Source organism: Planktothricoides raciborskii GIHE-MW2 (assembly GCF_040564635.1).
In the GTDB taxonomy this organism is placed as follows: domain Bacteria; phylum Cyanobacteriota; class Cyanobacteriia; order Cyanobacteriales; family Laspinemataceae; genus Planktothricoides; species Planktothricoides raciborskii.
This window is the reverse complement of the sequence record NZ_CP159837.1, coordinates 3826292-3850647: the sequence shown is the minus strand read 5'-3', so window position 1 is coordinate 3850647 and position 24356 is coordinate 3826292. Positions and strand designations below refer to the sequence as shown.

Annotated in this window: 23 protein-coding genes and 1 pseudogene; 18 read left to right on the top strand and 6 right to left on the bottom strand. The window is 43.6% G+C overall.

Going from position 1 to position 24356, the window contains the following annotated elements; genetic code table 11:
• Window positions 1–108 precede the first annotated feature (108 nt).
• The 7 genes and pseudogenes from ABWT76_RS16295 (at window position 109) to ABWT76_RS16265 (ending at window position 6571) form a co-directional block, all read left to right on the top strand.
• On the top strand, window positions 109–2283 hold the full coding sequence (locus ABWT76_RS16295; RefSeq protein ID WP_190880312.1) for a HEAT repeat domain-containing protein: 2175 nt from the start codon (window positions 109–111) through the stop codon (window positions 2281–2283).
• Between the two features lie 182 nt (window positions 2284–2465).
• Window positions 2466–2702, top strand: a complete 237-nt coding sequence (locus tag ABWT76_RS16290; RefSeq protein WP_199317469.1) for a hypothetical protein — start codon at window positions 2466–2468, stop codon at window positions 2700–2702.
• A 12-nt stretch (window positions 2703–2714) separates the two neighbouring features.
• Window positions 2715–3287, top strand: a pseudogene (locus tag ABWT76_RS16285) (spherulation-specific family 4 protein); the annotation flags it as partial.
• A 63-nt stretch (window positions 3288–3350) separates the two neighbouring features.
• Complete coding sequence (locus tag ABWT76_RS16280) at window positions 3351–3668, top strand: DUF6444 domain-containing protein (RefSeq protein ID WP_354634649.1); 318 nt, start codon at window positions 3351–3353, stop codon at window positions 3666–3668.
• An 80-nt stretch (window positions 3669–3748) separates the two neighbouring features.
• The gene (locus tag ABWT76_RS16275; protein ID WP_354634648.1) at window positions 3749–4126 is read left to right on the top strand and encodes a transposase; all 378 of its coding nucleotides are present in this window, start codon (window positions 3749–3751) and stop codon (window positions 4124–4126) included.
• Entirely contained in the window at window positions 4120–4614 is a 495-nt protein-coding gene (locus ABWT76_RS16270; RefSeq protein WP_354636420.1) for a hypothetical protein, read from the top strand. The genes ABWT76_RS16275 and ABWT76_RS16270 overlap by 7 nt, the downstream gene beginning before the upstream one ends.
• A 544-nt stretch (window positions 4615–5158) precedes the next feature.
• Window positions 5159–6571, top strand: coding sequence for a gluconeogenesis factor YvcK family protein (locus ABWT76_RS16265; RefSeq protein ID WP_354634647.1), 1413 nt, complete (start codon window positions 5159–5161; stop codon window positions 6569–6571).
• Window positions 6572–6594: 23 nt separating this feature from the next.
• Here ABWT76_RS16265 and ABWT76_RS16260 read toward each other — a convergent pair whose 3' ends face one another.
• The gene (locus ABWT76_RS16260) at window positions 6595–7866 is read right to left on the bottom strand and encodes a hypothetical protein (RefSeq protein ID WP_190879800.1); all 1272 of its coding nucleotides are present in this window, start codon (window positions 7864–7866) and stop codon (window positions 6595–6597) included.
• Window positions 7867–8554: 688 nt separating this feature from the next.
• Between ABWT76_RS16260 and ABWT76_RS16255 the strand changes: the two genes are divergently transcribed.
• On the top strand, window positions 8555–9031 hold the full coding sequence (locus tag ABWT76_RS16255) for a hypothetical protein (protein ID WP_054464489.1): 477 nt from the start codon (window positions 8555–8557) through the stop codon (window positions 9029–9031).
• Between the two features lie 158 nt (window positions 9032–9189).
• The gene (locus tag ABWT76_RS16250; protein WP_054464488.1) at window positions 9190–10152 is read left to right on the top strand and encodes a protochlorophyllide reductase; all 963 of its coding nucleotides are present in this window, start codon (window positions 9190–9192) and stop codon (window positions 10150–10152) included.
• Window positions 10153–10303: 151 nt separating this feature from the next.
• Here the strand turns inward: ABWT76_RS16250 and ABWT76_RS16245 are convergent, their stop codons facing one another.
• From ABWT76_RS16245 to ABWT76_RS16235, 3 genes are all read right to left on the bottom strand, one after another.
• Window positions 10304–12052, bottom strand: a complete 1749-nt coding sequence (locus tag ABWT76_RS16245; RefSeq protein WP_054464487.1) for a serine/threonine-protein kinase — start codon at window positions 12050–12052, stop codon at window positions 10304–10306.
• A 211-nt stretch (window positions 12053–12263) separates the two neighbouring features.
• The gene (locus ABWT76_RS16240) at window positions 12264–12389 is read right to left on the bottom strand and encodes a hypothetical protein (protein ID WP_255353133.1); all 126 of its coding nucleotides are present in this window, start codon (window positions 12387–12389) and stop codon (window positions 12264–12266) included.
• A complete protein-coding gene (locus ABWT76_RS16235; protein WP_072160617.1) occupies window positions 12386–12754 on the bottom strand; it encodes a helix-turn-helix transcriptional regulator in 369 nt (122 codons plus the stop codon). The genes ABWT76_RS16240 and ABWT76_RS16235 overlap by 4 nt, the downstream gene beginning before the upstream one ends.
• A 466-nt stretch (window positions 12755–13220) precedes the next feature.
• Here ABWT76_RS16235 and ABWT76_RS16230 point away from each other — a divergent pair, with 466 nt between their 5' ends.
• Both ABWT76_RS16230 and ABWT76_RS16225 read left to right on the top strand, forming a co-directional pair.
• Complete coding sequence (locus tag ABWT76_RS16230) at window positions 13221–14567, top strand: response regulator (RefSeq protein WP_354634646.1); 1347 nt, start codon at window positions 13221–13223, stop codon at window positions 14565–14567.
• 61 nt (window positions 14568–14628) lie between these two features.
• Complete coding sequence (locus ABWT76_RS16225) at window positions 14629–15168, top strand: pentapeptide repeat-containing protein (RefSeq protein ID WP_354634645.1); 540 nt, start codon at window positions 14629–14631, stop codon at window positions 15166–15168.
• Between the two features lie 103 nt (window positions 15169–15271).
• Here ABWT76_RS16225 and ABWT76_RS16220 read toward each other — a convergent pair whose 3' ends face one another.
• Entirely contained in the window at window positions 15272–15619 is a 348-nt protein-coding gene (locus ABWT76_RS16220; RefSeq protein WP_054464484.1) for a hypothetical protein, read from the bottom strand.
• A gap of 176 nt (window positions 15620–15795) precedes the next feature.
• Here ABWT76_RS16220 and ABWT76_RS16215 point away from each other — a divergent pair, with 176 nt between their 5' ends.
• The 7 genes from ABWT76_RS16215 (at window position 15796) to ABWT76_RS16185 (ending at window position 23118) form a co-directional block, all read left to right on the top strand.
• The gene (locus ABWT76_RS16215; protein ID WP_054464483.1) at window positions 15796–16524 is read left to right on the top strand and encodes a CAP domain-containing protein; all 729 of its coding nucleotides are present in this window, start codon (window positions 15796–15798) and stop codon (window positions 16522–16524) included.
• 101 nt (window positions 16525–16625) lie between these two features.
• A complete protein-coding gene (locus ABWT76_RS16210; RefSeq protein ID WP_054464482.1) occupies window positions 16626–17330 on the top strand; it encodes a Mo-dependent nitrogenase C-terminal domain-containing protein in 705 nt (234 codons plus the stop codon).
• Window positions 17331–17445: 115 nt separating this feature from the next.
• On the top strand, window positions 17446–17787 hold the full coding sequence (locus ABWT76_RS16205; protein WP_054464481.1) for an NAD(P)H-quinone oxidoreductase subunit M: 342 nt from the start codon (window positions 17446–17448) through the stop codon (window positions 17785–17787).
• A gap of 293 nt (window positions 17788–18080) precedes the next feature.
• Entirely contained in the window at window positions 18081–20405 is a 2325-nt protein-coding gene (locus ABWT76_RS16200) for a protein phosphatase 2C domain-containing protein (protein WP_054464480.1), read from the top strand.
• 601 nt (window positions 20406–21006) lie between these two features.
• Window positions 21007–21513: a hypothetical protein gene (locus ABWT76_RS16195; RefSeq protein ID WP_054464479.1), complete on the top strand. Its 507-nt coding sequence runs from the start codon at window positions 21007–21009 to the stop codon at window positions 21511–21513.
• Between the two features lie 57 nt (window positions 21514–21570).
• Window positions 21571–22458, top strand: coding sequence for a hypothetical protein (locus tag ABWT76_RS16190; RefSeq protein WP_190879804.1), 888 nt, complete (start codon window positions 21571–21573; stop codon window positions 22456–22458).
• Window positions 22459–22647: 189 nt separating this feature from the next.
• A complete protein-coding gene (locus ABWT76_RS16185) occupies window positions 22648–23118 on the top strand; it encodes a DUF2996 domain-containing protein (protein ID WP_054464477.1) in 471 nt (156 codons plus the stop codon).
• Between the two features lie 213 nt (window positions 23119–23331).
• On the opposite strand, the gene ABWT76_RS16180 is transcribed toward ABWT76_RS16185, so the two are convergent.
• Window positions 23332–24111: a photosystem II S4 domain protein gene (locus ABWT76_RS16180; protein ID WP_054464476.1), complete on the bottom strand. Its 780-nt coding sequence runs from the start codon at window positions 24109–24111 to the stop codon at window positions 23332–23334.
• Window positions 24112–24356: the final 245 nt, after the last annotated feature.

The window sequence follows — 24356 nt, the reverse complement described above, 5'->3', positions numbered from 1 at the left end:
CCGCACAAAGATGATCTGCTTGAGTGAATGATTTTATAGAAGTCCCTTGATGAATTAGATCATCCAAGCCTTAGAGTAAAGTTGATGATCGGAGTTGATTAACGAGCTATGGTGAAAATCACGAGCGTTTTTGGGTTTGCTTTCCAGCCAATTTTGCCAGAATTGACCACAGACCGAGACCCAGACTGGGTAAAAGCAATGGTCGGGTCAAAGGATGGTCAGGAGAGTGCCGCATTAAATGTGGCAGCGAGTTTGGCGATCGCGGATTTTTTATATCTAGTCCAGCAGGAGTTAGAAGCCACGGGTTTATCGGCCAAAGATTTATCCCAGTTCGCCCCATCCTTAAAAAAATTTATTCACAACCCATCGGTGCAAGCAACGTTAGGACATATTTTTACTCAAAATCCGCCAGAAATTGACCCTTTTCTATTAGCGAGTACCTGGGATAGTCTGGAACTTGTATCATTACCAGAAGAGTTTAACTGGGAACAATTGGCTAAAGTATATTTAGAGAAAGCCAAAGATATCGCATTTGCCGGAGAATTTGTGAAACGTTTAGGAAAACCAGAATCCGCCAATGGTTTAACCTTGGAGCAGTTGAAAGATCAAGTGTTTGGTCAGCATTGGTATTATGAATCTTGGCATGGGGTATTTCGGGCGATTGCCGCGATGCTTGAACCCGCTGCGGTTGGCGAAATTATTGACTATTTAATTCACTTGGATCACCAAGGGAATTCGATGAACTTATTTGTGGCCGCTGATTGCCTCGGACAAGTGACAGATCCCAGCATTATTCAAGTTTCATCCCGCCAACTGCTGACGCAACTTAAGAACTTAACGGAAAAAAAAGAGTTAGATGAAAAAATAATGATGCGGATGCAGGCAATTACTAAAATTGCTACTATTTGGCATCAAGATCCAGAGATTATTGATTGGCTAAAAGCGATCGCAGAATCTGATTTATATGATTCTATTCGCATGGCCGCTGTGGACGAGTTAGCGAAAATGGGCAAACACGATCCAGTGACGATTCAATGGTTGAAAAAATTGGCCACAGCGGAAAGTTTTGAAATTACCCGTCCCAGTGCGGTTAGAGGTTTAGCGAACTACTGTTCAAGCGATCGAGAACTGTTAATGATGCTCACCACTTTAGCCCGATCCGATAGTTATTGGTTAGTGCGAGAAGCGGCGATTCAAGAAATCGCTAGAGTTTGGCCAGAGGAACCAGAAACGGTGGCAATTTTACAAACCAGTGCTAGTTTAGATGATGATTCTGATGTGCGAATTGCCGCGTTAGCAGAATTGGCTCGTGGCTGGTCTAATGAACCGGAAACTTTATTAATTTTGCAAAAAAGTGCCGATGCTGATGAAGATGCGGATGTGCGAATTGCGGCCTTAGCTGAACTCGCCCGAGGCTGGTCAAATGATTTGAAAACTTTGCAGGTACTTAAAGACCGTGCCAACTGCGATCCAGATACCGATGTGCGGATTGCGGCGTTGGAAGAATTGGCTAGTGGCTGGTGCGATCGCCCGGATACTTTGGATTGTTTAAAAGCTAAAGCCAGTTCCGATCCGGATTGGCGAGTTCGCATTGCCGCCCTGAAAATTCTCTCTCGCGGTTGGTTTGATGAACCCGAAACTTTAAACTTATTAAAAAATAGCATAAATGCCGATGTGGTTTCTGACGTGCGGATTGCCTCATTACGCTCCTTAGTGCTTGGCTGGTTTGAAAACGAGGAAACTATTTTTTTACTGAAAAACCGGGTAAAAAATGATGAAAATTGGGACGTAAGAATTGTGGCTTTACAAGAATTAGCCACCGGCTGGTTTGAAGATCCAGAAACGTTAGAGATTCTCAAAAACTGTGCCACTAATGATGAACATTGGGCGGTACGATTAGCAGCGGCTCAAGAATTGGCCAAAGGTTGGCGCGATGTTCCCGAAACTTTAGATATCTTAAAAACCGGGGCAACTGCCGATCAAGATTCTTTTGTCCGTCAAGCGATTTTGCAACAAATTGCTAAAGGCTGGTTCGCCGAATCTAACCTGTGGGATTTTTTACGCGATCGCGCCTTAAACGATCCATTTAGTGGGTCTGAAGATGGTTCGATTAATCCTCGACAAACTGCCTTAGAAATTTTGTTGGATCAATATGCAGATCATCCAGAAATGATATCTCTATTGCGCGATCGCCGCCAGCATGACGCCGATGAAAAACTCCGCGCTTTTGCTAAAAAGCAACTGGAGCAATTAGAAATGAGACAATATGAGACAATAGGATAATTTAATTTTTTACCCCTGGTTTTACTCCGGGAAAAATTTCCCTGGTGGATGAGTCAAACCTGGTAGAGATGTAGAGGCGCGATCGGGAAATCCTAAATCGTGTCTCTCTCTATTGTATCCTCAATGTATCCTCAATTGCTCAAACAAAAAATAGTCATTATTCATTCGATCAGGAGTTGAAAATGATTAAGCAACTGAGTAAATCTTTAATTACTTTTTTGATGACTTCTTTTTTGGTAGGTTGTTTGATGCGGCAACAAGTCAAAGCCGGTCAGCCATTAAAAATTATGATTCCTCTGTATTCTTATCCAACTTGGTACAATCCAGAAAATTATATTTGGCCACAGGTTGCGGCGGCATCTATTCAGGTGCCAATTGTGGCCGTGATTAATCCCAATAATGGCCCTAGTGGTGGGTGACCTAATCGAGATTATGCCAGAGGCATAAATGATTTACGTCAAGGAAATGTGACGATTCTGGGGTATGTGGCAACCACTTATGGCGATCGCCCCTTAGAGGAGGTGAAAACCGAGATCGATTTATACGATCGTCACTATAGTATAGACGGGATTTTTCTTGATGAAGCCGCCAGTGGATCTGATAAACTTGACTACTATCAAGAAATTTATCGCTATATCAAAGCCAAGCAAAATTTAAACATGGTTGTGCTAAATCAAGGTACTCAAACTGATGAGGGTTATTTGAACCGACCGGCGGGGGATATTTCCATTATCTTTGAAAATTATTCTAGCGCTTGGCCTGAGTATGAATCACGACCGTATATGAATAATTATCCGGGCGATCGCTTCTCTTGTTTAATTCATACTGTACCGGATACCGCCACGATGAAAGGTCATATCGATCGAGCAATTCAGCGGAATATTGGCTATATTTACATCACCGATGATAGCCCAGACAGTGTCGATAGAAATCCTTGGAATAGTTTACCATCTTATTGGCAAGAACAGGTGAATTATATTCAATCGCTCAATGATTCATTATAATCCCCGATGTAAGGATTCAGGTCAGGGGCTTGACAGGAGGGGATTTTGGGGTAAAGTGTTGATATGAATCTAGATAATGTGCCACAGCTACCAGACAGGGAAACTCTTGAACAGTTGCCCCAGAGACAACTGGTAGATATGCTATTGGCACAGCAAAAAGTAATAGAGGGGTTGATAGAAGAAGTTAAACGCCTTAAAACCTCTCTAGGGCTAGACAGTAAGACATCATCGAAGCCTCCCTCTACAGACGTTCTCAAGAAATCCGAAAAACCCAAAAAACAATCCAACGCAGAAACCAACCCTGAGCCAAAACGTTTTCCGGGGGGCAACCAGGCCATAAAGGTTCGACTCGGAAAGGATTTAATAGAATTGACCGCATAGAGGAACTGATTCCACCGCATTGTTACCACTGTGGCAGCAACAGTTTTGAGGGCGAGCCAGTAGGGGTCAAAGTTCAACAAGTGGCTCAACTGGTAGAGCGCCCAATCGAAGTAGTCGAGTATCGTCAGAGATGGTGTCGATGCAATAGCTGTGGGCAAGAAAGTGCTGGAGCATGGCCGACGAGGGTTATTCCCGGTCAAGACTTGGATGCCGGTTTACAAGCATTACTCGGATGGCTCGGTTGCTATGGACAGATGTCATCAGAAAAACAAGCCGAACTGCTGCGTGAACTGGGTCAAATCGAGGTGGGCGTAGGAACTCTGGTGAAAACCAACGAGCGAATTGCCACCACAATCACCAATGCGGTCAATGAACTCGTGGAAGCGCTACCACAGCAGTCATACCTCCATGTCGATGAAACGCCCTGGATCGTTAAAGGGGTGGTCAAGATATCCTGAATGGTGCTGATGGCAATGACCAAATTTTGGGTGGCGCTCAAGACGATCAAATCTTTGCTGGTCTCGGGAATGACAAGATCAATGGTGGTCGTGGCTTAGATACTTTGACGGGTGTTGACCCCAGCCAGGGTTTGGGTGTCGGGGAGATTGATACTCTCAGAGGTGGAATGAACAGCGATCGCTTTGTTCTCGGTGATGCGAACGGCCTTTATTACAACGATGGTGATTGTTCTAATCTGGGATTCAGCGATTATGCTCTGCTTCGGGATTTCCTGATTTCCGAGGATACGATCCAACTGTCAGGCAATGCTTCTCAGTATAGTGTCGTCAATGCCCAAACATATTTCCAAGGGAGTTTGCCGGATAGCCTTTTATATAATAGTGCAGCAATTCTCTTCAAAAACGCTTCTGGATCTGATGAGTTGATTGCGATCGTTCAAGGATATACCTCTCTCGATCTGGCTCAGAGTTATTTCAATTTTGTTTAGGTGAGTCCTCACGGTTGCTTTCAGTTTTAAGTTCTGGATCTGAGGCATGATTTCGCAAAATCCCAGCTTATACTTCTGGATTTACTGAAAGCGATCGCCCCGACAAACACTGAGTTGATGTCGTCAAAAACCGGGTTTTTATTATCCGACAAGTTTGAGTTAAACTCGGAGAAAACAGCCCGGTTTTTGATTCAGTCAATCCAATTATGGTGCTTTAGTCGAGAATTTACCTATTACTGTCAACTTCGGTTTATCAAGTTTTGTAACAGTTTGCCAAATTGGCAACATAGCTGAGTCAATTTGCAGTTTAGTTGATAGATACAATGGGTAAAACCTAACTGGTTGAATACAGTGAAGCATAAATTATGTGGCAACTTCAGCCATAGCAAAGATTAGATAAAAGTGCAAACCTGCCCCTCTTTTTAAAGGGGGAACCCCCATCGGATATCCGCCAATGGGGGTTGGGGGGAGCAATCCGGGTTATTTTTTGGCTATAATGCCGCAGTAATTTGTTTATTTATTAATTACAAGGAGAGAATAAGTTATGTCACTAGCTATATGTCAAGAATCTTTGAATCCTCTGACGTTAGAACGTAACAATAGACATAAATTTGACCAATGTCGCCGTTTTTGGCAACAGGTAAAACCTTGGCTGAAATGGTTTTTCCCTGGATTATTAATTAAACGTTGGTTATTCGTGAGTGCTACCGGGGTATTATTGACGATTTTAGGTCTAGCAATTTTAGCAAACTTAACTCCAGTTCAATACATTTTTCAATTATTAAACTTATTCATTTCTGCGTTAGCCAGCATAATTCCCAGCTATGTTTCGGGAGTGGGTGCGGTGGTTTTTGGGGTAGTTTTAATTGCTTGGGGTCAGAGTCGCAGTTTAGGGTCAATTACGGAAATTTTTGATGTTAAAAGTAATGAGCAATTAGTCAGTCGCCTGATGACTCATCGTCGCTTAAATAAAGGCCCAAAAATTGTGGCTCTGGGGGGCGGTACAGGGCTGTCAACTTTGCTCCGAGGACTGAAAGAATATAGCTCTAATATTACCGCAATTGTGACGGTGGCAGATGATGGCGGTTCTTCCGGTCGTTTGCGTCGAGAAATTGGGGTATTACCTCCTGGAGATATTAGAAATTGTGTGGCCGCTTTAGCGGATGATGAGGAAAAGTTACTCAGTGATTTATTTCAATATCGCTTTGAATCCGGTGATGGTTTAAGCGGCCATAGTTTTGGTAATTTATTTTTGACGGCGATGACAAAAATTACCGGGGATTTAGAAAGTGCGATCGCCGCGAGTGCTAAAGTTTTAGCAGTCCGAGGACAGGTGTTACCCGCTACATCCAGTGATGTAAATTTGTGGGCAGAATTGATCGATGGGAGAATTATTGAAGGGGAATCAAATATTCCTCATTCTGGGGGAAAAATTGCTAGAGTTGGCTGTACTCCGGCTAATCCTCCAGCCTTACCTGCTGCCATTAAAGCCATTCACGAAGCGGACTATATTATTCTTGGCCCAGGCAGTCTTTATACCAGTATTATTCCCAATTTATTAGTACCAGAAATTAGGGATGCGATCGCCCAGGCAATGGTTCCTCGCCTTTATGTTTGTAACGTGATGACGCAACCGGGAGAAACCGATGATTACACCGTTGCCGATCATATTAAAGCGATTGATACGGCTTGTGGTCAAAGGTTATTTGATGCGGTAGTAGTGAATCGTCAATTTCCCGGAGAAAGAGCATTAATTCGGTATGCCCAAGAGAATTCTCATCCCGTATTTTTGGATCGAGAAGAGGTGGCAAAACTGGGGCGAAAAATTATTGCCGCTCATATCATCGATGAAAATATCCAAACGGGTTATTTGCGTCACAATAGTCAGCGACTCGCACGGGTTTTAGTGCAAGAATGTTATGCAAGTTACGAGGGAAATTTCGGGATGACAGCCTGAGCCAATTTTCAGGTAATTATCAGCTAATGTTCTCCTAATAACCGCCTAGATAATAAGCATACTTTAGATGAGCGATCGCCTGAAAAACTTTCCGGCCAGAGATTAACATAAACATAGCCGCACCTAGAACTAACCCAATCACCGCGCCAGCCACGGTAATCGAGCGACAAATTTTGCTCTTTAAACCGGGAAATTTTTGCTTCTAACTCAGCAATTTTTTGCTCAACAGTCATCTGTTCTTGTTCCAGGGTCATCTGCTGTTGTCGCAGAGACATTTCCTGTTGTCGTCGCGACATTTCTTGTTGAGTTCGTCCCATTTCCTGTTGTTCTCTGGCGATCTGCTGTTGCTGTGCGATCGCTTTTCGTTGTTGTTCAACTTGTTCCCGATACTTTTCGGCTTCTAAATTTTTCAGAACCAGTAACGGTTGACCCAATTCAACCCGATCGCCCACCTTGACATAAATTTCTTCCACCACTGAACCAGAAGTCGCCGTCATTTTATACTGGTTAGCGGGCTGAATTTTTCCCGTAAACTTTGTCTCAGTAATAATTTTCAACTGTTCAGAAAAGTTTAACTGGGGCAACGGCTGTCTCATCCGGTCTCTGACCAGATAAATTCCTCCCGTAAGACCCACAGTAAACACCAGTAAAATGAACACCGATCGCCAATTCATTCCTACCGATGCTTTTCGGGAAGTCATTCCACCATGTTTTGCCGATTTATCGGGAAACTTAATCACCGGATTCACCGGAAAATTTCGGTTGGGTGAATTCACCTCTGTCACCGAATTTAAGGTAGGAGAATTTTTCAGGGTTGAACCCAAATGTTTTAATGGCTTATTTTCTCGATGATTCACCACCATTTCTGGAAGGATTTCCGGAATCATCTGTTTCAGCAACCCAGAGGCAATTTGAGGAGAACCCCGGTCAACCAAGTGAATTTCTTTGATCAGTTCTTCTGCCGGAGCTTGTTTCCACAAATATCCTTTGACTCCAATCCCAATTAATTGACCTAAAGACTCATAACTATCGTCTCCGGTGACAATAATGATTTTTTTCTGGTTGAATGTCTGATTGATCAGCTTAACGATTCGGGAAACATCATTGACTTTGCCCTTTGCTAAATCAATCATCACAATGTCAGGATTTCTTAACTTAATCTCCTTCATCAGATGGTTCAGGTCTGGAGAAAATTTTCTGAGCGCGACTTCCCAATTATGTTGCAATTTTAGAGTTTTTTGTAAACTCAGGTAGAAGGGTTCATCCACTTGCTCGACTAAACAGACAATAATCATAACTCCTTCCTCTTACGTTTGAAGTTATTTGATTTTTTTTCATAAAAAAATTTAGCGGCCAGCCATCAGCCCTACAAGCATCCAGGAATTTTTGACCTCAGATAGGTCAGGATCTCCAGGGTGATAATTTAGCCCGATCGCAGAAAGCTAGGCTTGACTTTTTCAAGCTGGTTTTCTATTAGGATCTAGGCAAGTACCCTGGCTCGATCCGAGATTTATGCTTAAGCGGATCTTTAAGCGCTGATGGATTGAATTTTTAAGTTTTGTGTTAAGTTTTCTGTATTGAATAAACTACTGAATTATCCCAATTGTGGTTAATCTCGGCATCGGTAATTTTGGCTTATACAAATTTAGCTTATTTTTCGGGATTTGTCAACTCATATTATCATTTATTTCACCGGATTTAATTGTTAAAAACAGACCGATAAGCCAACCGTCAGTTTTTCCAATGAATTGGGGGTTTAGCGGACAATTTTATCAAACAAACGGTTTATAAAACTCCAGGCTGTAGGCAAAGCCGTGTAAAGCTGCCCCAAAAAAAACGATACTTTTGGAGTGGCACTTCTTGGCGTAAATGCTAAAATAAAAATAAAGATTTTTCCCTCTTAGGGGTTCACAGTTCACCGTTCACTGTTGTCTGTTTCCTTAACTTGTTTGGTTAATTCACCCGCTTATCAACTCGATCGCTATGATACCTCTAGAAAAATTCACGATTCACAGTTCCCGAAATCCCGATCGCGTCCGAGAAACATTATTAGAAGTGGTAGACCCTCGGCAAATTTTGCCCTGGGACGCCAAAAATTCCGCTAAACCATATCAAGGAGAAATTGGCGATCGCGCTTTCCAGATCAGCCGCATCATCAGTTATCGCAACTCTTTTTTACCCCTAATTAATGGCAGAATCACCCCAGAAGGAACGGGCAGCAAAATTGAAATCTCCATGATCCTAGACCCTTTGGTATTTATCTTTATGTTGGTTTGGCTGGGCATGGTTGGCAACATGGGCATCTTATTTTTACTCGCTACCCTGGGTGAGGGAAATTTTGAACCGGCGGCATTGATTCCTTTGGGGATGTTTTTATTTGGTTTTTTATTAGTATTTGTGGGCTTTAAACCGGAAGCAGCCAAAGCCAAAAAATTTCTCCGAGAACTCTTAGAAAATTAATTTACTTGTCACCTGTTATTCGTTATTTTCATAAAAAATAACAAATAACAAATAACAAGTAACAGAACAAAGTTTACTTTTTGTAATAATTTGGGTACTCAACCCCGATGTAAAATCAGAATAATAGTCAACAAAGGTCAACTGAGTCGGAATTGCAAATGTCACAAGATCAAAAGTCAACAGTGATCGTCACGGGGGCCTCGTCCGGGGTGGGTTTATATGCGGCGAAAGCACTCGCCAAACGGGGATGGTATGTGATCATGGCTTGTCGGAATCTTGAAAAGGCAGAAAAAGCCGCCCAAGAGGTGGGAATTCCCAAGGACAGCTACAAGATTTTACATATTGATCTAGGTTCCTTGGATAGTGTCCGACGGTTTATCAATGATTTTCGCGCTACTGGGCGATCGCTCGAAGCGTTGGTTTGCAATGCGGCCATCTATATGCCGTTAATCAAAGAACCATTACGCAGTCCAGAGGGATATGAGCTCAGTATGGCCACCAATCACCTCGGACATTTTCTGCTGTGCAGCGTGATGTTGGAGGATATGAAGCGATCACCTGCCGCAGACAAGCGGATGATCCTATTAGGCACCGTCACCCATAACCCCGATGAACTCGGCGGTAAAATTCCCCCACGGCCTGATTTAGGCAATCTGGAAGGATTTGCCCTCGGATTCAAAGAACCTGTTTCCATGATTGATGGCAAAAAATTTGAACCTGTCAAAGCCTATAAAGACAGCAAAGTGTGCAACGTGCTAACCATGCGCGAACTACATCACCGCTATCACGAATCAACCGGGATTACTTTTAGTTCTCTTTATCCGGGATGTGTTGCCGACACCCCATTATTCCGCAACCACTATCCTCTATTTCAGAAAATTTTCCCCTTATTCCAAAAATACATCACTGGCGGGTATGTGTCTCAGGACTTAGCTGGTGAACGGGTCGCCGCCGTGGTCGTCGATCCGGAATATAAGCAATCCGGCGCTTATTGGAGTTGGGGCAACCGCCAGAAAAAGGGTCGCAAATCCTTTGTCCAAAAGGTTTCTCCCCAAGCTCGTGATGACGAAAAAGCCGAACGTCTCTGGGACTTGAGTGCGAAGTTAGTCGGACTGGCATAGCACCAACCAAACAATTGATAATTGATAATTGATAATTGATAATTGATAATTGACAATTGATAATTGATAAAATATTTATTAATTGTTAATTATTAATTATCAATTATTTTTCCCCACATCCCAAACCCCACACCGATGGCAGCCCCACACCCTAATTACATTGCCAAATTTTAATAGTTTTATCTCGACCTCCAGTGGCAATAGTCGCCCCATTCGGGCTAATGGCGATCGCACTGACCCAGCTAGGATTTCCTCGGAGCATTCCTAACTCTTCACCATCGGCAAGCCGCCAGATTTTCAGCATCTCATCTTTACTACCACAAGCGATCGCCTGTCCATCCACCGTAAAGGCGATCGCAAACACCAACCCCAGAAAAAAAGTCGTCCCGGAAATAAGCTGTCCATCTTTTAGCCGCCACAACTTAATCACATTATCTGATGCACTATGACTGGCTAAAATTTTGCCATCGGGGGTAAACGCCAGAGAAGTCAAAGCATGATAATGAGCGGGCAAAGTCCGCAACTCCTGACCATCGCGCACCCACCACAACTTAATCGTGCCATCACTGCCCCCACTTGCCAACATTTGCCCATCGGGACTAAACGCCAAAGCCTCCACCGTTCCCGGATGACCTCGCAGAGTGGTTAATTCTCGTTCCTCATTTAAATGCCAAAGCTTAATATTCCGATTAATGCCACTGGCAAGAGTTTGACCATCAGAACTCAAAGCCACCGCTGTCACTGAATTAAACAACCGATAAAACCAACGCCGACCCCCAAGGGTAGTCACTTCCACACCATCTCGCAGATGCCAAAGCTTAATACTGCCATCACTGCTGCCACTGGTGAGCAACTGTCCGTCGGGACTAAACGCCACCGAATTGACACTATCCCCATGACCTGTAAACGTATAGATACATTTCCACGCCCCCTCAGTGACTTCCCCCCCCTGAATTCCCCCTCGGAATGCCCCCCCAGGAGGCTGAGTCACCATCACAGGATTTGCCGGTCGAGGAATTCCCGTCCCTGGATTTAACTGTTGCAACACCTCAGCCGCCGAATAAAAGCGCTTTTTTGTCGTCGTAGCGCTCATTTTATCCAAAATCCGGGCTAAATCAAAACTAATTGGATTTTGGGCTAAATATTCTCGCCATGCCCAACCTTCTTCTGACGGTTCAAACAGTTCAAACGGCGAAACATTCGTCACCAAATGAATACAAGTCACACCCAAACTATATAAATCGCTGGCAAAAACTGCTCGACCCATTGCTTGTTCTGGGGCGACATATTCCGGAGAACCAATGGTGGTTCCAGTAGTCATCAAAGTGGTTTCTTTGGTCAACTTAGCGGCGCCAAAATCTACCAGAACCAATCGTCCATCACTCTGCCGAATAATATTCGTGGGCTTAATATCCCGGTGAATAATTTTATTAGTATGGATAAAATCCAGAACCGGCAACAATTGAGTCAGTAAATCCCGGATTTGAAGTTCTGTAAATGCTCCGTTAGTAGCTAAGATTTCTGCCAAGTTTTGCCCTTCAATTAGTTCTTGCACCAAATATTGCTGGTTATCTTGGATAAAATAGGCTAACAATTCGGGAATTTGAGGATGTTTCCCTAATTGTTCTAACCGTTCTGCTTCTTGGGCGAACAATTTGGCCGCTTTTTGTAAATTAGAAGTGCCTTGGGCTTGGGGATAAAATTGTTTAATAATGCAGCGAGATTTAGAGGGTTTATCTTCATCTACCGCTAAAAAGGTTTTGCCAAATCCCCCTTGTGCGATCGCCGAAATCGCCCGATAACGATCTCTGAGCAGCAACTTAGATCCGCAACTAGAGCAAAACTTATGGGTCAGAGGATTTTCAGGCTTACGGCAATTGGGGTTTAGACAATAACTCATAACAGCAACAATTCAGCAGATTAAAGCAGATTAAATATATCCTAGATATCCTAGGGCTTCTGCTGCATATCGGCAGGTTTAGCAAAATTTTACTTTAATTATATTGGTATATTGGTCATTGGTCGGCAGGCTATTGGTCGGCAGGCTATTGGTCGGCAGGTTATGGATCTGAAATCCGGTTAGGTCTGGGGTGGGTAGGGGTCAACGGACGTTAACCCCTACAAATTAAAGCGGATTTAGTATGCGCGATCGCCCCAAACAACAACCGGCTTTCCAGCAAGGGAAATGTGGCAAATAACCGATAACAAATAACAAACAACAAACAAACAACAGTCATTCAGAACATTGACGACCGGGAAGAATCGGACTAAAGCGGTGATATTCTGCGAGATACTGCTCTAACTCCACGAACTGAGATAAATTTAGACTGTAGTAAATCCATCGGCCTTCCTGTCGTCCGCGAATCAACCCAGCGTCTTTGAGGGTTTTCAGGTGGAAAGAAAGCTTTGATTGATTAACAGCAAGCTGGTCGCATAGTTCGCAGACACATAACTCTTGCCGGCGCAATAATTCCAGCACTTGAATCCGTAGGGGATCGGAAAGAGCATGAAAACCAGCGGCGATTCCCCGATGTGGCTCTTCGCTTACCGACTCTGATATTGCATCTGTTGCATCTGATGTTGCAGAGGAAGTCTTTAGCATGAATTTTTCGCCAGATTCTTATGTTTCATTCACTATCCTAACTAAGAGTTTTGGCCTTGCTGTAAGTGCGATGAATTCTTAACCCTCAAAGGGGATCCAATAGGGGAGAATAGGCTGGGGGCGGTAAGTGAAGCCCGTAGCCGTTGGGAATCGGTGTGGAATGGTTCGATCTGGATTCGATCATTCTAGAGGACAAAAATCACACCAGCCGATTACAATTGAAATAGACCATCCTTGATTGATGTACAATTTCATCAAGATTTCCCTTAGATGCGATGAATGACTTATCGATTGTCGATTTTTGAGCGATCGCTGAGAAAAATTCTTATATTTTTCTGATATTTGTATAAAATTTACTGAAGATTAGTGCTGAAACAATTTTTAATTGTTGTACCCGATAAACTTGTATAAAATACTGTTTTCAAACCCAACTATCCTTTACCCCAACCGAAGGGAGAAATTAAAGATGGAGACCCCGATTCAAGATATTATCTTCATCGTCGATGATAGCAAAACCAATCTTGAATATCTTTTGACCTTTTTAAACCGTGGCTTTTCTGTATTTGCCTTTCAATCAGGAGAAGAATTGATTTCACAAGTCCAACACCGATTGCCCAACATCATATTGTTAGATGTGGTGATGTCAGGAATTGATGGATTTGAAACCTGTCAGATATTAAAAAAAAATCAGGATACTAAAGATATTCCGGTGATTTTTATGACCGGACTTTCTGACCCAATTGATAAAATTAAAGGACTATCCTTGGGAGCCGTAGACTATATTACTAAGCCAATTCAACCGGAAGAGGTTTTAGCTCGGATCAATGTTCATTTACGGTTGCAAAAAGAAATTATCCACCGCACTCAAGCCCAAGCGTCTTTAGAAAAACTCACCGCCGAATTAGAAAAGCGCGTTGAACAAAGAACCGCAGAACTGACCGATTCTTTGACTAAACTGTCTAATGCAAAATTACAGTTAATTCAAAGTGAAAAAATGTCAAGCCTGGGAGAATTAGTGGCGGGGGTAGCCCATGAAATTAATAATCCTCTCAATTTTATTACCGGTAATATGGCACTTTTAGAGGAATATTTCACCGAGATAACTGAACATTTAAAGCTTTATCAAGAAAAGTTTACCGATCCGGGTTATGAAATTATTGAAAATGCTGAAGAAATTGAATTAAACTATATGCTCGAAGACTTACCGAATATGATCGCTTCTATGAAATTAGGACTGGATAGAATTCGAGAAATTAGTCTGTCTTTGCGAAATTTTGCTCGGGCAGATCACTCTAAGAAAGTACCGATTAATATTCACGAGTGTATTGATAGTACCCTGATGATTTTACAGCATCGACTTAAGGCAAATTCCGAACGTCCAGAAATTAAAGTGATTAAAGATTATGGCAAGTTGCCCCTGGTTTCCTGTTATCCAGGGCCAATGAATCAGGTGTTTATGAATTTATTTGCCAATGCGATCGATGCTTTTGATGATCAAGTCCGCTTTCCTCAATCTTTTTATTTAGCTAAAAGTTATCATAGCGCTCATATTGACCTGACAATTACCATTACTACTTGTGAAATTCCTGACTATGGCATTTCGATTAAAATTGCCGATAATGGACCGGGAATTCCCGATGAGTTGCGGGCGAAAATTTTTGATCCTTTTATTACCAGCAAGTCAAGAGGGGAAGGAACTGGACTCGGATTATCGATTAGTCGGTCGATTATTGTTGAGAAACACGGGGGTTTGTTAGAGTGCTATTCAAAGGTAAATGAAGGCACAGAATTTACTATTGAACTTCCTAAGTAACTCTCATAATTAATTCTGGGAAATAATCTGAAATGATGGGAAAACATGAGTTGAGGCAAGGATGAAAAAAACTATTTTGTTCATGGCGGTATTTCTCAGTTTAGTCTGGTTTACCGGACGAGTTTATTCTCAAGAACGCCCTGATGTTCAACGGTTGCTGAGTACGAATAAATGTCCCGGATGTGATTTGAGAGGGGCTAATTTAAGTAGAGCCAAATTAGCGGGGGCTGATTTACGCAATGCGAATTTGAGTGACAGTAATTTAGGGGGGGCTGATTTAACTAATGCGAATTTGACTAAGGCAAATTTACAAGGGTCTTATCTGGGAAAGGTGACGTTAAATCGGGCGAATTTAACTGAAGCAAATTTAAGGGAAGTTAATTTGTTTGAAGCGGATTTAAGCAGTGGTAATTTTACCAAAGCTAATTTGAGTCAATCTAATCTGAATCGAGCTAATTTGAATGGGGGAATTTTTACAGAAACTGATTTAAGAAATAGTTTTTTACTTGAGGCAAATTTGGGGCAAGCTAATTTAAGTAGTAGTAATTTATGTGGGGCGTTTTTACCTAATGGGCGGCGATCTCTTCAAGGGTGTCCCTGACGGTGAGCGATCGGCCTTTATGCTATTAGCACGAAGCGCGATCGGATTAACTTAACCCTGACCGCAGATCGCTGATTGCCGATCGCTGACCGCTTAGTTGAGCTTACGTTTGCCAAACCCCAGAAAAAAGACTTTGTACCGCCAAAGAAATGCGATATAAATCTTCTTTTAATAAGGGAGGCCAGTCAACTTGAGATTTTCGTCCGGCTTCAAACAGGCGTTGACTTTCCATTGTTAGCACATAGACGGCTAAGGCTAACTCCCGCTGGATGGTTTTTGCGTCGTGCAAAGCTTCAAAGACAATTTTTAAGGCTAACAAAATGGCGGTGACTTGACCGGGGATTGGGGGTTTTCCTTGTTGTAAGCGTCTGAGAAAGTCATCTTCACTTTCAGGTTTGAAAAGGGCATTGCCCTGGGTGATTAATAGCTGATAAGCAGTTTCGTAGTCCATTGATGATTTCGCATTCCATGAAGACTATCAGCATGATAAACAAAAATTTATCTTCTTGGGGCGCGATCGCCGATTCAGAAAAATTTTCAGAAAAATTTTCTGGGTGCGATCGCCCATTATGAGCGCCAATTGAGATATAAAAAAGCAGAATACATTATACATGTTGAGGGCAATTTATGCTGCCAACCAAATTTTTGACGATCGGGTCAGCCAGTATTCTCGTGATGGCCGTGGTGAACTTACTCGGTCAGGTTTCTGGGGAGCGAACGCTCACCGTAGAAGCCAGTATTCAGCCTGCGAGAGAAACGATTACTGCACCGATGAAACTAGCCCAATCAAGTAACACTAACTTTTCCGCGTTGGAACAAGCGATTATTCAAGAAACCAACGCAGCGCGGACGAATCCTACCGCTTATGCGGCAAAGCTGGAAAAGCAGACTAAATATTTTGAGGGTGGCATACTGAAAATCCCCGGACAAACTCCCCTGATGACCCAGGAAGGGGTAAGTGCAGTCAATGAGGCGATTCAGTTTCTCAAATCCGCTAGTCCCATGTCTGCCCTGACTGCTTCGAGTGGAATGTCCAAAGCCGCAGCGGATCATGTGCAAGATCAAGGCCCTGGGGGTAACTTGGGTCATACGGGGACCGACGGCAGTCAGCCGTGGGATCGGCTGGAGCGTTATGGGGAATGGCAAAAGACGGTGGGGGAAAATATTAGCTATGGCCCAAATACTGGAGAAGATGTGGTGATCAGCTTGATTGTTGATGATGGCGTTACCGATCGCGGTCATCGCACGAATATTTTTAACTCAGATTTTCGGGTTACAGGGGTGGCTTGTGGTGAGCATCGCGAATATCGCGTTATGTGCGTGATTACCTATGCCGGTGGATATGAGGAAAAATAACCGGGCAAAGGTAGCAGCACTGGGAACCCTCCAGTGCTGAATTCCTGAGTTAAAATGCTCATAGAAGCATTCTGAGATATTCCGCCATAGGAAGGAAGTGAATGACTAAAGCTGTCAAATGTAATACCTTAACCGACGATCAGATTTCTACCTGGTTGCGTGGCTTATTGTCCATTGCTTGGGCTGATGGTCACTTTGATCGGGAGGAAAAAGATTTAATCCACGAACTGACTCAAACCGAGTTAGCCCTAAAAATTGATTTAGAATCTTTTGAACCGATTTCCACCTCAGAGTTAGGTGAGTTTTTGGGCAAAGATCCGGCGATCGCGGAAAATTTCCTGAGAACAGCGGTGATGGTCGCCTTAGCCGATGGGATTTATTCTCCCTCGGAAGATCAACTGCTCCAAGAACTGTGTGTCGCTTTGGGGGTCAACGTGGATGCCCTGGAGTCTCTGCGACATACCATAGAAGATCGGCAAACCATGACTCAGGAAACTCCGGTGGATCTCGCCACCAGTGGCCACAGTTTGAAACCACCACACCCAGGAGTGGATGTTTTGGCGCCAGTGCGTGACTGGATGGATGGACTGGAAATCCACGATCCGCGTCTGGCGAAGTTCTTGTGCAAAATGATTCCGCCCCAATGTCCCTTTGAAAGAGACATTAAACTCTTTGGCCACAAAATTGTCCATATTCCCCCAATGTGCAAGCTGAATCCTTTGTATGAACAGTTGGTGGGATTGCGTTTTCGCTCTCTGAGTTATTTAGCGGATGATTGCGGTGAAGATATCACTCCTTATATTTAGGATGTTTAGGATGTTTAGGATGTTTAGGATGTTAATCCAAGATGGGAGTTAAAGCTGAGACTGATGTTGTAACAACGCTTTACAATACTCAAGTATCCTTAATCTAACCATTGTTATGCTGTTGAAGTCCACAACTCGTCACGTTCATATTTTTGCCGGTGTTGTTCAAGGAGACGAAATGGTTCCCAGCGAAGACACCTTAACTCTGGATATCGATCCAGATAATGAATTAAACTGGAACGATCAAGTCTTAGCCGATGTACACCAAAAATTTGATGAATTAGTCCAAGCTTCTGCCGGTGAGGAACTGACCGAATATAACTTGCGGCGCATTGGTTCTGATTTGGAACATTATGTGCGATCGCTCCTGCAACAGGGGAAGATTAGCTATAACCTCAACAGTCGGGCGGTCAATTACAGCATGGGACTGCCTCAAGTCCTTTTGTCCGATCGCTAATCCGATCAGTGCGAACCCTTGAAACCGGGTGGCTGCCATGATATCAGCCGAAACTGCCGCAAGGCACAAAACCCGGTTTCTGTACCCGGTTCTCTATCCCTCAGATTTTTCTCCGGGCGGTTGTTACCGGAGAGTCGTCAGCCCATCGGCGCAATCTATGTTTCCTGGGGCTGACCCATACCCGAATAACCGTGAACCATCAAGCAGGCGAAAAATAAGCTATTTTAAACTCATAAGCTTATAAGCCGAGCCTATTCCCCCTAGACCATAGCTGATCGGCGTGAGGAATCCCCATGCAAACACCTGCGGCAACCATTATTTGTCCCAACTACACCTGTGAACAGCCCAATGCAGAACACCATCAATTTTGCGAAAAATGCCGCACCCCGTTGCCTAAGCGCTATCTATGGGTAGTGGGGACAGGAGTCCAAAAGTTTAAAGAAAAGTTTAAAGATTTGAAAAGCGGTGAAGTCCTGGCCGATCGCTATGTGTTGAAGGGCGATCGCCTTCTGCTCGATACAAAACCGGGCAAAGTCCCAGATGTGCCGGTGGAAATTCCCGATTTGATTTTGCCCTACTTAAGGCTCTTTTCTCACCGCATCCATGTTCCCCAAGTTTACGGTCAATTGGTGGATCAAAAAATCAGTAGTTCTGGCTTGTGGTTATTAGAGCAAGGGCCGATTTACGCAGAAATTCCTACCCCGTCTGGCAGCGAAGCTAGGGAAACCCCACCCCCACAGACGGGTAAACTAATGCCACCGTTAATCGGCCAATGGGCGAAAGCTTCACCCTTAAGACAGCTTAACTGGTTGTGGCAAATAGCTAATCTTTGGCACCCATTTATGGGCGAAGGAGTGGCGGGAAGTTTGCTGAACCCAGAACTAATCCGGGTGGAAGGGTCAATTGTCAGATTATTAGAACTGCGTCTGGATAGTAAGTTTCCCACCCTAGAAAATTTGGGTCAATTCTGGTCCCAATGGGTATCCACCGCCAACCCGTTGATTGCTCCTTTTTTAGAAAAACTTTGCCAGTTGTTGATCGATGGTGAAATTAAAACCAGTGACCAGCTAGTTGCTTTACTCGATCGCGGTTTAAATGTATGTGGGCAACTTCAGCAACGAGAATATGCGATCGCCACCGACACCAACCAAGGTCCTAGCCGTCGCCGGAACGAAGACGCTTGTTATCCCAACGAAAGTAGCACGAAACTCACCTCAGAATCGGGACTAAGTTCATTAGCGATCGTCTGTGACGGCATTGGGGGACATGAAGGCGGCAACGTCGCCTCAAATATGGCCATTGATGCGGTGAAAAAGCACATCCAACAACAGCAAACATCAAAAGCCAATTTAACCGACCCAAGGACAATCACCACCACCCTAGTTCAGGCGGCAGGGGCGGCTAATGAAGCAATCTCCGCCAAAAACGATAGCCAACAAAAACAAGGCCGTCAACGTATGGGCACCACTCTGGTGATGTCATACACCCATGCCCACGAACTCTATATCACCCATGTGGGGGATAGTCGCGCCTATTGGATTAACCGCAGCGGCTGCCGCCAAGTGACAATCGACGATGATGTCGCCTCCCGTCACGTTTGTTTTGGCTACATCCTCTATCGGGATGCCCTGCAACAACCCTCCTCTGGTTCTCTGGTACAAGCCCTGGGGATGGGGCCTTCCGCTCATCTGCATCCATCAGTCGAACGTTTTGTGATTGATGAAGACTGCTTATTTTTACTCTGCTCTGATGGACTCAGTGACAACGACCGAGTAGAACAATATTGGCAGAGTAAGATTTTGCCGGTCTTAAATGGAGAGCTATCTTTAACTCAAGGGGTTAATCTTCTGATTGATTTGGCCAACTATCACAATGGCCATGACAATGTAACGGTCGCTTTAGTGCATTGTCGAGTCAGTCCCAATGAAACAGCCCAGATTACCCCAGAAGCATTGTTGGCTGAACTTGAGCAAATTCCACTCCCTTTAATGCATCCCGATGCTCATCCCGATGAGGATACCGAATTGCCTGGGCAAGAAGTTTCTTCTTCTGCCCCAACAAAGTTAGCCACACGGCCAACAGGTTCGCGGCCATTTTTACCGATTTTATTGGCCATAGTCCTAGTGGTAGGACTGGGTATTGTGGCTTTTTATTTGAATTCTTTGAACAATATGACTGGTTCAAATAATTCAGAAAGTAATCCAGAAAATCGGTTAGCTACAAATTCACAAGACAATTCGACAACGAGTTCTAATCCACCAGTGTCCGTGCAATGGGAAGACCTAACCACTGGTACTTTATATCAGATTAAGGCTGACTCTAATGTATCAGAATCTCCTCTTTCCCTTTATAAGAACAAGTCTAAGAATAAATCAGAGGAAATCGCTAAAATCGCCACAGATACGGTTATTTTAGTGAAAGAAAAACCAGGAAATATAACTGGAGATACTGAGAAATGGCTGCAAGTTCAAGTTTGCCCACCTGAAGATCCGCCGTTAGGAGATAAAATAAAATCTCAATTAGGTTGGATCCCTTTCGGTGAGTTAAATCAAGCGCAGATTAATCTAGAAAAATCCGATAAAAAGTACACTAATGGCCCTTGTGTTGTTAATAATTAGCCAACGGCAGAAAGTCCTACAACTGAAGGCGAACCAACAACTTCCCCAGAAAAACAAACCAATAAACCAGCCAATCCTAAAGGTAAAAGTGAATAACTGAGATTTTATTGCATTACTCGCATATTTACAGCGGTTTTTTTACTGAATAGACCACAAATCTCGGTTAGGGCGTGATCTTGGATTAAATCTCTGCTTTTACAGCGGTTTTCAGATTACTGAACCACGCTGGGGCGAAGCCCAAGCGGTATTTAATTTAATATTTTCAGTATTGTAGGGGCGAATGGCCATTCGCCCCTACAGAATGCTTCGCCCCTACTAAATATCTGTGGTCTATTCAACAGAAAACCGATTTAATAGTTGTTTTTACTCACTCAAAAAATATCCGGGTCGGTGAATAGTTGCGGGTAAAAATAATTTCACTATAATGAAGTCGGGGTGATTTTATTAGAAACCGGGTTTCTATGAGAATTTTGGTGGGATTACAGAGATTTGCTAAAGAAACCCGGTTTCTGCCTGTTAGAGCCAGTTTTAGAGCCAGTTAGAGATAATTAGGCTATCTAGAAACTTGAGAAAACATTTCATTTTAGATTAGGAAACTCCAATGATTTTATCAAAAAATAGCCGAAAAATAGTCCTTTCCGTGATGCTCACGTTGCTGCTACTCGTGGGCGCTTGTGCGGAAACCAAGACCACAAAGTGGGATACTGCCCAAAAAGAAAGTACCACCCAACCGCGTAATCAAGCGGTGAAAAAACAAGTTAAAGGAGGAGAATTTAATAAGTTTTTTCCTAAACCCAGTGGGGAATATAGCTTGGTCTATGAACAGGAGAAAAAAGGAGCCGCGATCGCCGATTTGAAAAAAGGCGGCCAAAGCGTAGCCAAGCTCTCGATTACTGATACAATTGATACACCGGATGCGGTGAAAAAATTTGCCAGCAGCACGAAAAAAATTGGCGGTTATCCAGCAGCAGAACAAGGAAAAACTATGACTTCAGTGTTGGTGGCTGACCGTTATCAAGTAAAAGTGCAATCGAGTTCTTTGTCACCAAGCGATCGCGAAAAGTGGATTTCAGAATTTAATCTCAGTGGTTTATCTAGACTTAAATAATCCTTGTCTATTCCAGACAAAATCCAAACTTAGTAATCTTCAAATAGGAGTCTTTCCATGAGTAAACCGATTTTTGAATTGGTGGATCAGCTACCAACCAATAATATGACGGTCAAAGTCCTCCGCGCCCTTGACTTTGTGGTTCCCGGTCAGTGGAACAACCTGGTGGGCTTTGAAAATACCATTCGGCAAGTAACCGGGGAAGACGACCCAGAGATTATCCAACAAGTAGGCGATCGGGCCATCTATCTGTTCAACGACAAAAACGAAGGCTACCAACGCGCCCTCTGGCTTTACCAAACCATTGATAGCGCCGGTTCCGCCCTCGGTACTGCGGCAATGGCCAATAAAATTGGTGAAGATATCAGCTTTCTCGGCTTTTTAAACAAACTCACCCCCAAAGCAGACAAAGCGCAAACCATTGACTTAGTAATGAAATTAGTCGTGGAATTGGTAGCTTTCTGTCAAATTAACGGCATTCCCGGCGATAGCATTGGGGACTTTCTCGCCTCGTTAGCAGACTATGGCGGTGAGTCGATTATGCGAATGGCGGCCTTAGTTTGCCTGGATGGGTTAATTCCCCTCGGCCCCGACTTTATCCAAAAAGGATTATCCACCATTGAAAGTTTAAGCCCGAAAGAACTTGAGGACAATGGTTCCTTTAAGTCCGTGAGCTCTCTAATTCCGGGAGATAACCCCAGTAGTAAGTTGGGTTTTATCGGCGAAAGCTTTTCTTCCGTGTCTGATTGGATGAGCAATTTTGTCCGAAAACGGAGTTTAACCCCCCAATCAGTCCTCAGCAACTTACAAGGCTATGTGGAAATTGCCGATGACAAGCTGGACTATGTGGCGGCATTCCTGGATATGACCACCAACTATTATGAACATACCGGGATCCAAACTTTAGCGCGGCGGCTGATCGAACGCGCGATCGCGGAAATCTAATCCCATTGATGCCAACCGAAAGGATGAGGGGTTAACTACAGAAGCCTTCATCCTTTCTTTTTTATGGATAGGCTAAAATTGCCCGCTAAAAATGTTAGTAGGATTGTGATTAAATTCGTACAGGTGGCAAAAAGTCTGTTTTTTTGGATCGCTAACCACCCATTACTCAAACCATAGAAGGATCGATTTATGAGCGAAGAGCAAGCAGCAAACACAGAAGCCAAACCCGCAGCCAAAGCCAAACCGGAAGCAGCCAAAGCCGATGCAGCCAAAGCCAAAGCCCCCAAGCCAGAAGATAAGCCCTTTGCCGATTTTATGCATCAAGACTATCTGCCAGCCTTAAAAGCAGCTTTGGTCAAAGAAGGTCTGGACGATATTGAGGTGATGTTGGAAAAACAAAAATTTCCTATGTCTGGTCTGGGTGCCAACTCCGAATGCTGGCAGGTGATTGGTCGCTGGAACAATGGCAAACGTCAATTTAATCTCTATTTCCCCAAAGCGGATATTTCTGGCCCTAGAGGGTTTTCTTGTTCTGATGTCGGTGCTAAACCCAGTACCTTGGAGCCGTTTTTGATTGATGAGCGCAAGATTACTCTGGACTTGATGTTATTTGGCGTGATTCAACGGTTAAATGGTCAAAAGTGGTTAGCCCCAAATTGAGGTCAGGGATGAGCCTAAAATTGTAGGTTGGGTTGAGGTACGAAACCCAACGGAGGAGAGAGAATAGAGGAGAGAGAATAAAGGTTCGTAGAAGAGTGAAAATTGAAATCTCCACTCTCCACTCTTCACTCTTTCCTCTTTCCTATGCATGCTCTTTCCTCTTTCCTCGCAAGTGTTGGGTTTCACTTCGTTCTACCCAACCTACAAATAGAATTATATATATCGCGTTAAATCTACTCGATATCTGCCTTTTTTGGTGACGGTAATTTCCCCGACTTCTAGGCGTCCTTTGCCGCGAATGGCAATTAAATCATTGGATTTGACTTGATAGCTGGGTTGGGTGATTTCTTTCCAGTTAATTCGCACGTCTCCGGCATTAATAAAATCCACCATTTTACTCCGAGACATCCCAAACCCCGCTGAGGCGATCGCATCTAACCTCGTAGAAGCTTCCACGGTGGTTAACTGCTTTTTCTTCGGTTCTTTAATATTTAATTCCGTCAACTCAATTCGTTGAGTTTTCACCGGCACCGATCGCACTTGTTTCAGTTCCATTTCCAGAAACTCCACCATTTCTGGCACCACAATCACCTGAGCCCCGCGATCGCCCAAAACAACAATATCACCAGTTTTTTCCCGGACAATTCCCGTCCCCAACATTGCCCCCAGAAAATCCCGGTGACTGGCAGTGTCAAACAGAAAATTTCCGGCAATTTCTAACGCGCAGACCTGCACTTGTGACACATCAAGGGGAATTTCCTCACGGGCGATCGCCAAACGGGTGCGTTCCGCTTGGGGGTAGCCGCCCCAACTCACACAATGAACCTCCGTCAAAGACTTAAAAGCCTTTAGACTATCCGCCAACTCTGGGGGAGACAAAAAATCTGTCAACACCACCTCCCAAGTTTTAATCGCTTGATTTGCTTGGTCAATAATGCGGGCAACACAGTCTCGATTTTCTATACCTTTTAACAGTTCTTCTTTGGGTAGCATCTTAATTTTCCCTATTAATATATTTGTTGATTGTTGATTGTTGATTGTTGTTTGTTGATTGTTGATTGTTGATTGTTGTTTCTTGTTTCTTGTTTCTTGTTTCTTGTTTCTTGTTTCTTGTTTCTTGTTTCTTGTTTGTTGTTTGTTGTTTGTTGTTTGTTGTTTGTTGTTTGTTGATTGTTGATTGTTGATTGTTGATTGTTATTTGTTGATTGTTATTTGTTGATTGTTATTTGTTGTTTAAC

Excerpts from the sequence above, each read along its gene's own strand:
- ABWT76_RS16255 (WP_054464489.1), top strand. The coding sequence starts at position 8,555 with ATGATACCTCTAGAAAAATTCACGATTCACAGTTCCCGAAATCCCGAT.
- ABWT76_RS16190 (WP_190879804.1), top strand. The coding sequence starts at position 21,571 with ATGAGTAAACCGATTTTTGAATTGGTGGATCAGCTACCAACCAATAAT.
- ABWT76_RS16250 (WP_054464488.1), top strand. The coding sequence starts at position 9,190 with ATGTCACAAGATCAAAAGTCAACAGTGATCGTCACGGGGGCCTCGTCC.
- ABWT76_RS16290 (WP_199317469.1), top strand. The coding sequence starts at position 2,466 with ATGATTAAGCAACTGAGTAAATCTTTAATTACTTTTTTGATGACTTCT.
- ABWT76_RS16205 (WP_054464481.1), top strand. The coding sequence starts at position 17,446 with ATGCTGTTGAAGTCCACAACTCGTCACGTTCATATTTTTGCCGGTGTT.
- ABWT76_RS16225 (WP_354634645.1), top strand. The coding sequence starts at position 14,629 with ATGAAAAAAACTATTTTGTTCATGGCGGTATTTCTCAGTTTAGTCTGG.
- ABWT76_RS16200 (WP_054464480.1), top strand. The coding sequence starts at position 18,081 with ATGCAAACACCTGCGGCAACCATTATTTGTCCCAACTACACCTGTGAA.
- ABWT76_RS16215 (WP_054464483.1), top strand. The coding sequence starts at position 15,796 with ATGCTGCCAACCAAATTTTTGACGATCGGGTCAGCCAGTATTCTCGTG.
- ABWT76_RS16295 (WP_190880312.1), top strand. The coding sequence starts at position 109 with ATGGTGAAAATCACGAGCGTTTTTGGGTTTGCTTTCCAGCCAATTTTG.
- ABWT76_RS16185 (WP_054464477.1), top strand. The coding sequence starts at position 22,648 with ATGAGCGAAGAGCAAGCAGCAAACACAGAAGCCAAACCCGCAGCCAAA.
- ABWT76_RS16280 (WP_354634649.1), top strand. The coding sequence starts at position 3,351 with ATGAATCTAGATAATGTGCCACAGCTACCAGACAGGGAAACTCTTGAA.
- ABWT76_RS16265 (WP_354634647.1), top strand. The coding sequence starts at position 5,159 with ATGTCACTAGCTATATGTCAAGAATCTTTGAATCCTCTGACGTTAGAA.
- ABWT76_RS16230 (WP_354634646.1), top strand. The coding sequence starts at position 13,221 with ATGGAGACCCCGATTCAAGATATTATCTTCATCGTCGATGATAGCAAA.
- ABWT76_RS16180 (WP_054464476.1), bottom strand. The coding sequence starts at position 24,111 with ATGCTACCCAAAGAAGAACTGTTAAAAGGTATAGAAAATCGAGACTGT.
- ABWT76_RS16220 (WP_054464484.1), bottom strand. The coding sequence starts at position 15,619 with ATGGACTACGAAACTGCTTATCAGCTATTAATCACCCAGGGCAATGCC.
- ABWT76_RS16210 (WP_054464482.1), top strand. The coding sequence starts at position 16,626 with ATGACTAAAGCTGTCAAATGTAATACCTTAACCGACGATCAGATTTCT.
- ABWT76_RS16260 (WP_190879800.1), bottom strand. The coding sequence starts at position 7,866 with ATGATTATTGTCTGTTTAGTCGAGCAAGTGGATGAACCCTTCTACCTG.
- ABWT76_RS16235 (WP_072160617.1), bottom strand. The coding sequence starts at position 12,754 with ATGCTAAAGACTTCCTCTGCAACATCAGATGCAACAGATGCAATATCA.
- ABWT76_RS16240 (WP_255353133.1), bottom strand. The coding sequence starts at position 12,389 with ATGACTGTTGTTTGTTTGTTGTTTGTTATTTGTTATCGGTTATTTGCC.
- ABWT76_RS16245 (WP_054464487.1), bottom strand. The coding sequence starts at position 12,052 with ATGAGTTATTGTCTAAACCCCAATTGCCGTAAGCCTGAAAATCCTCTG.
- ABWT76_RS16195 (WP_054464479.1), top strand. The coding sequence starts at position 21,007 with ATGATTTTATCAAAAAATAGCCGAAAAATAGTCCTTTCCGTGATGCTC.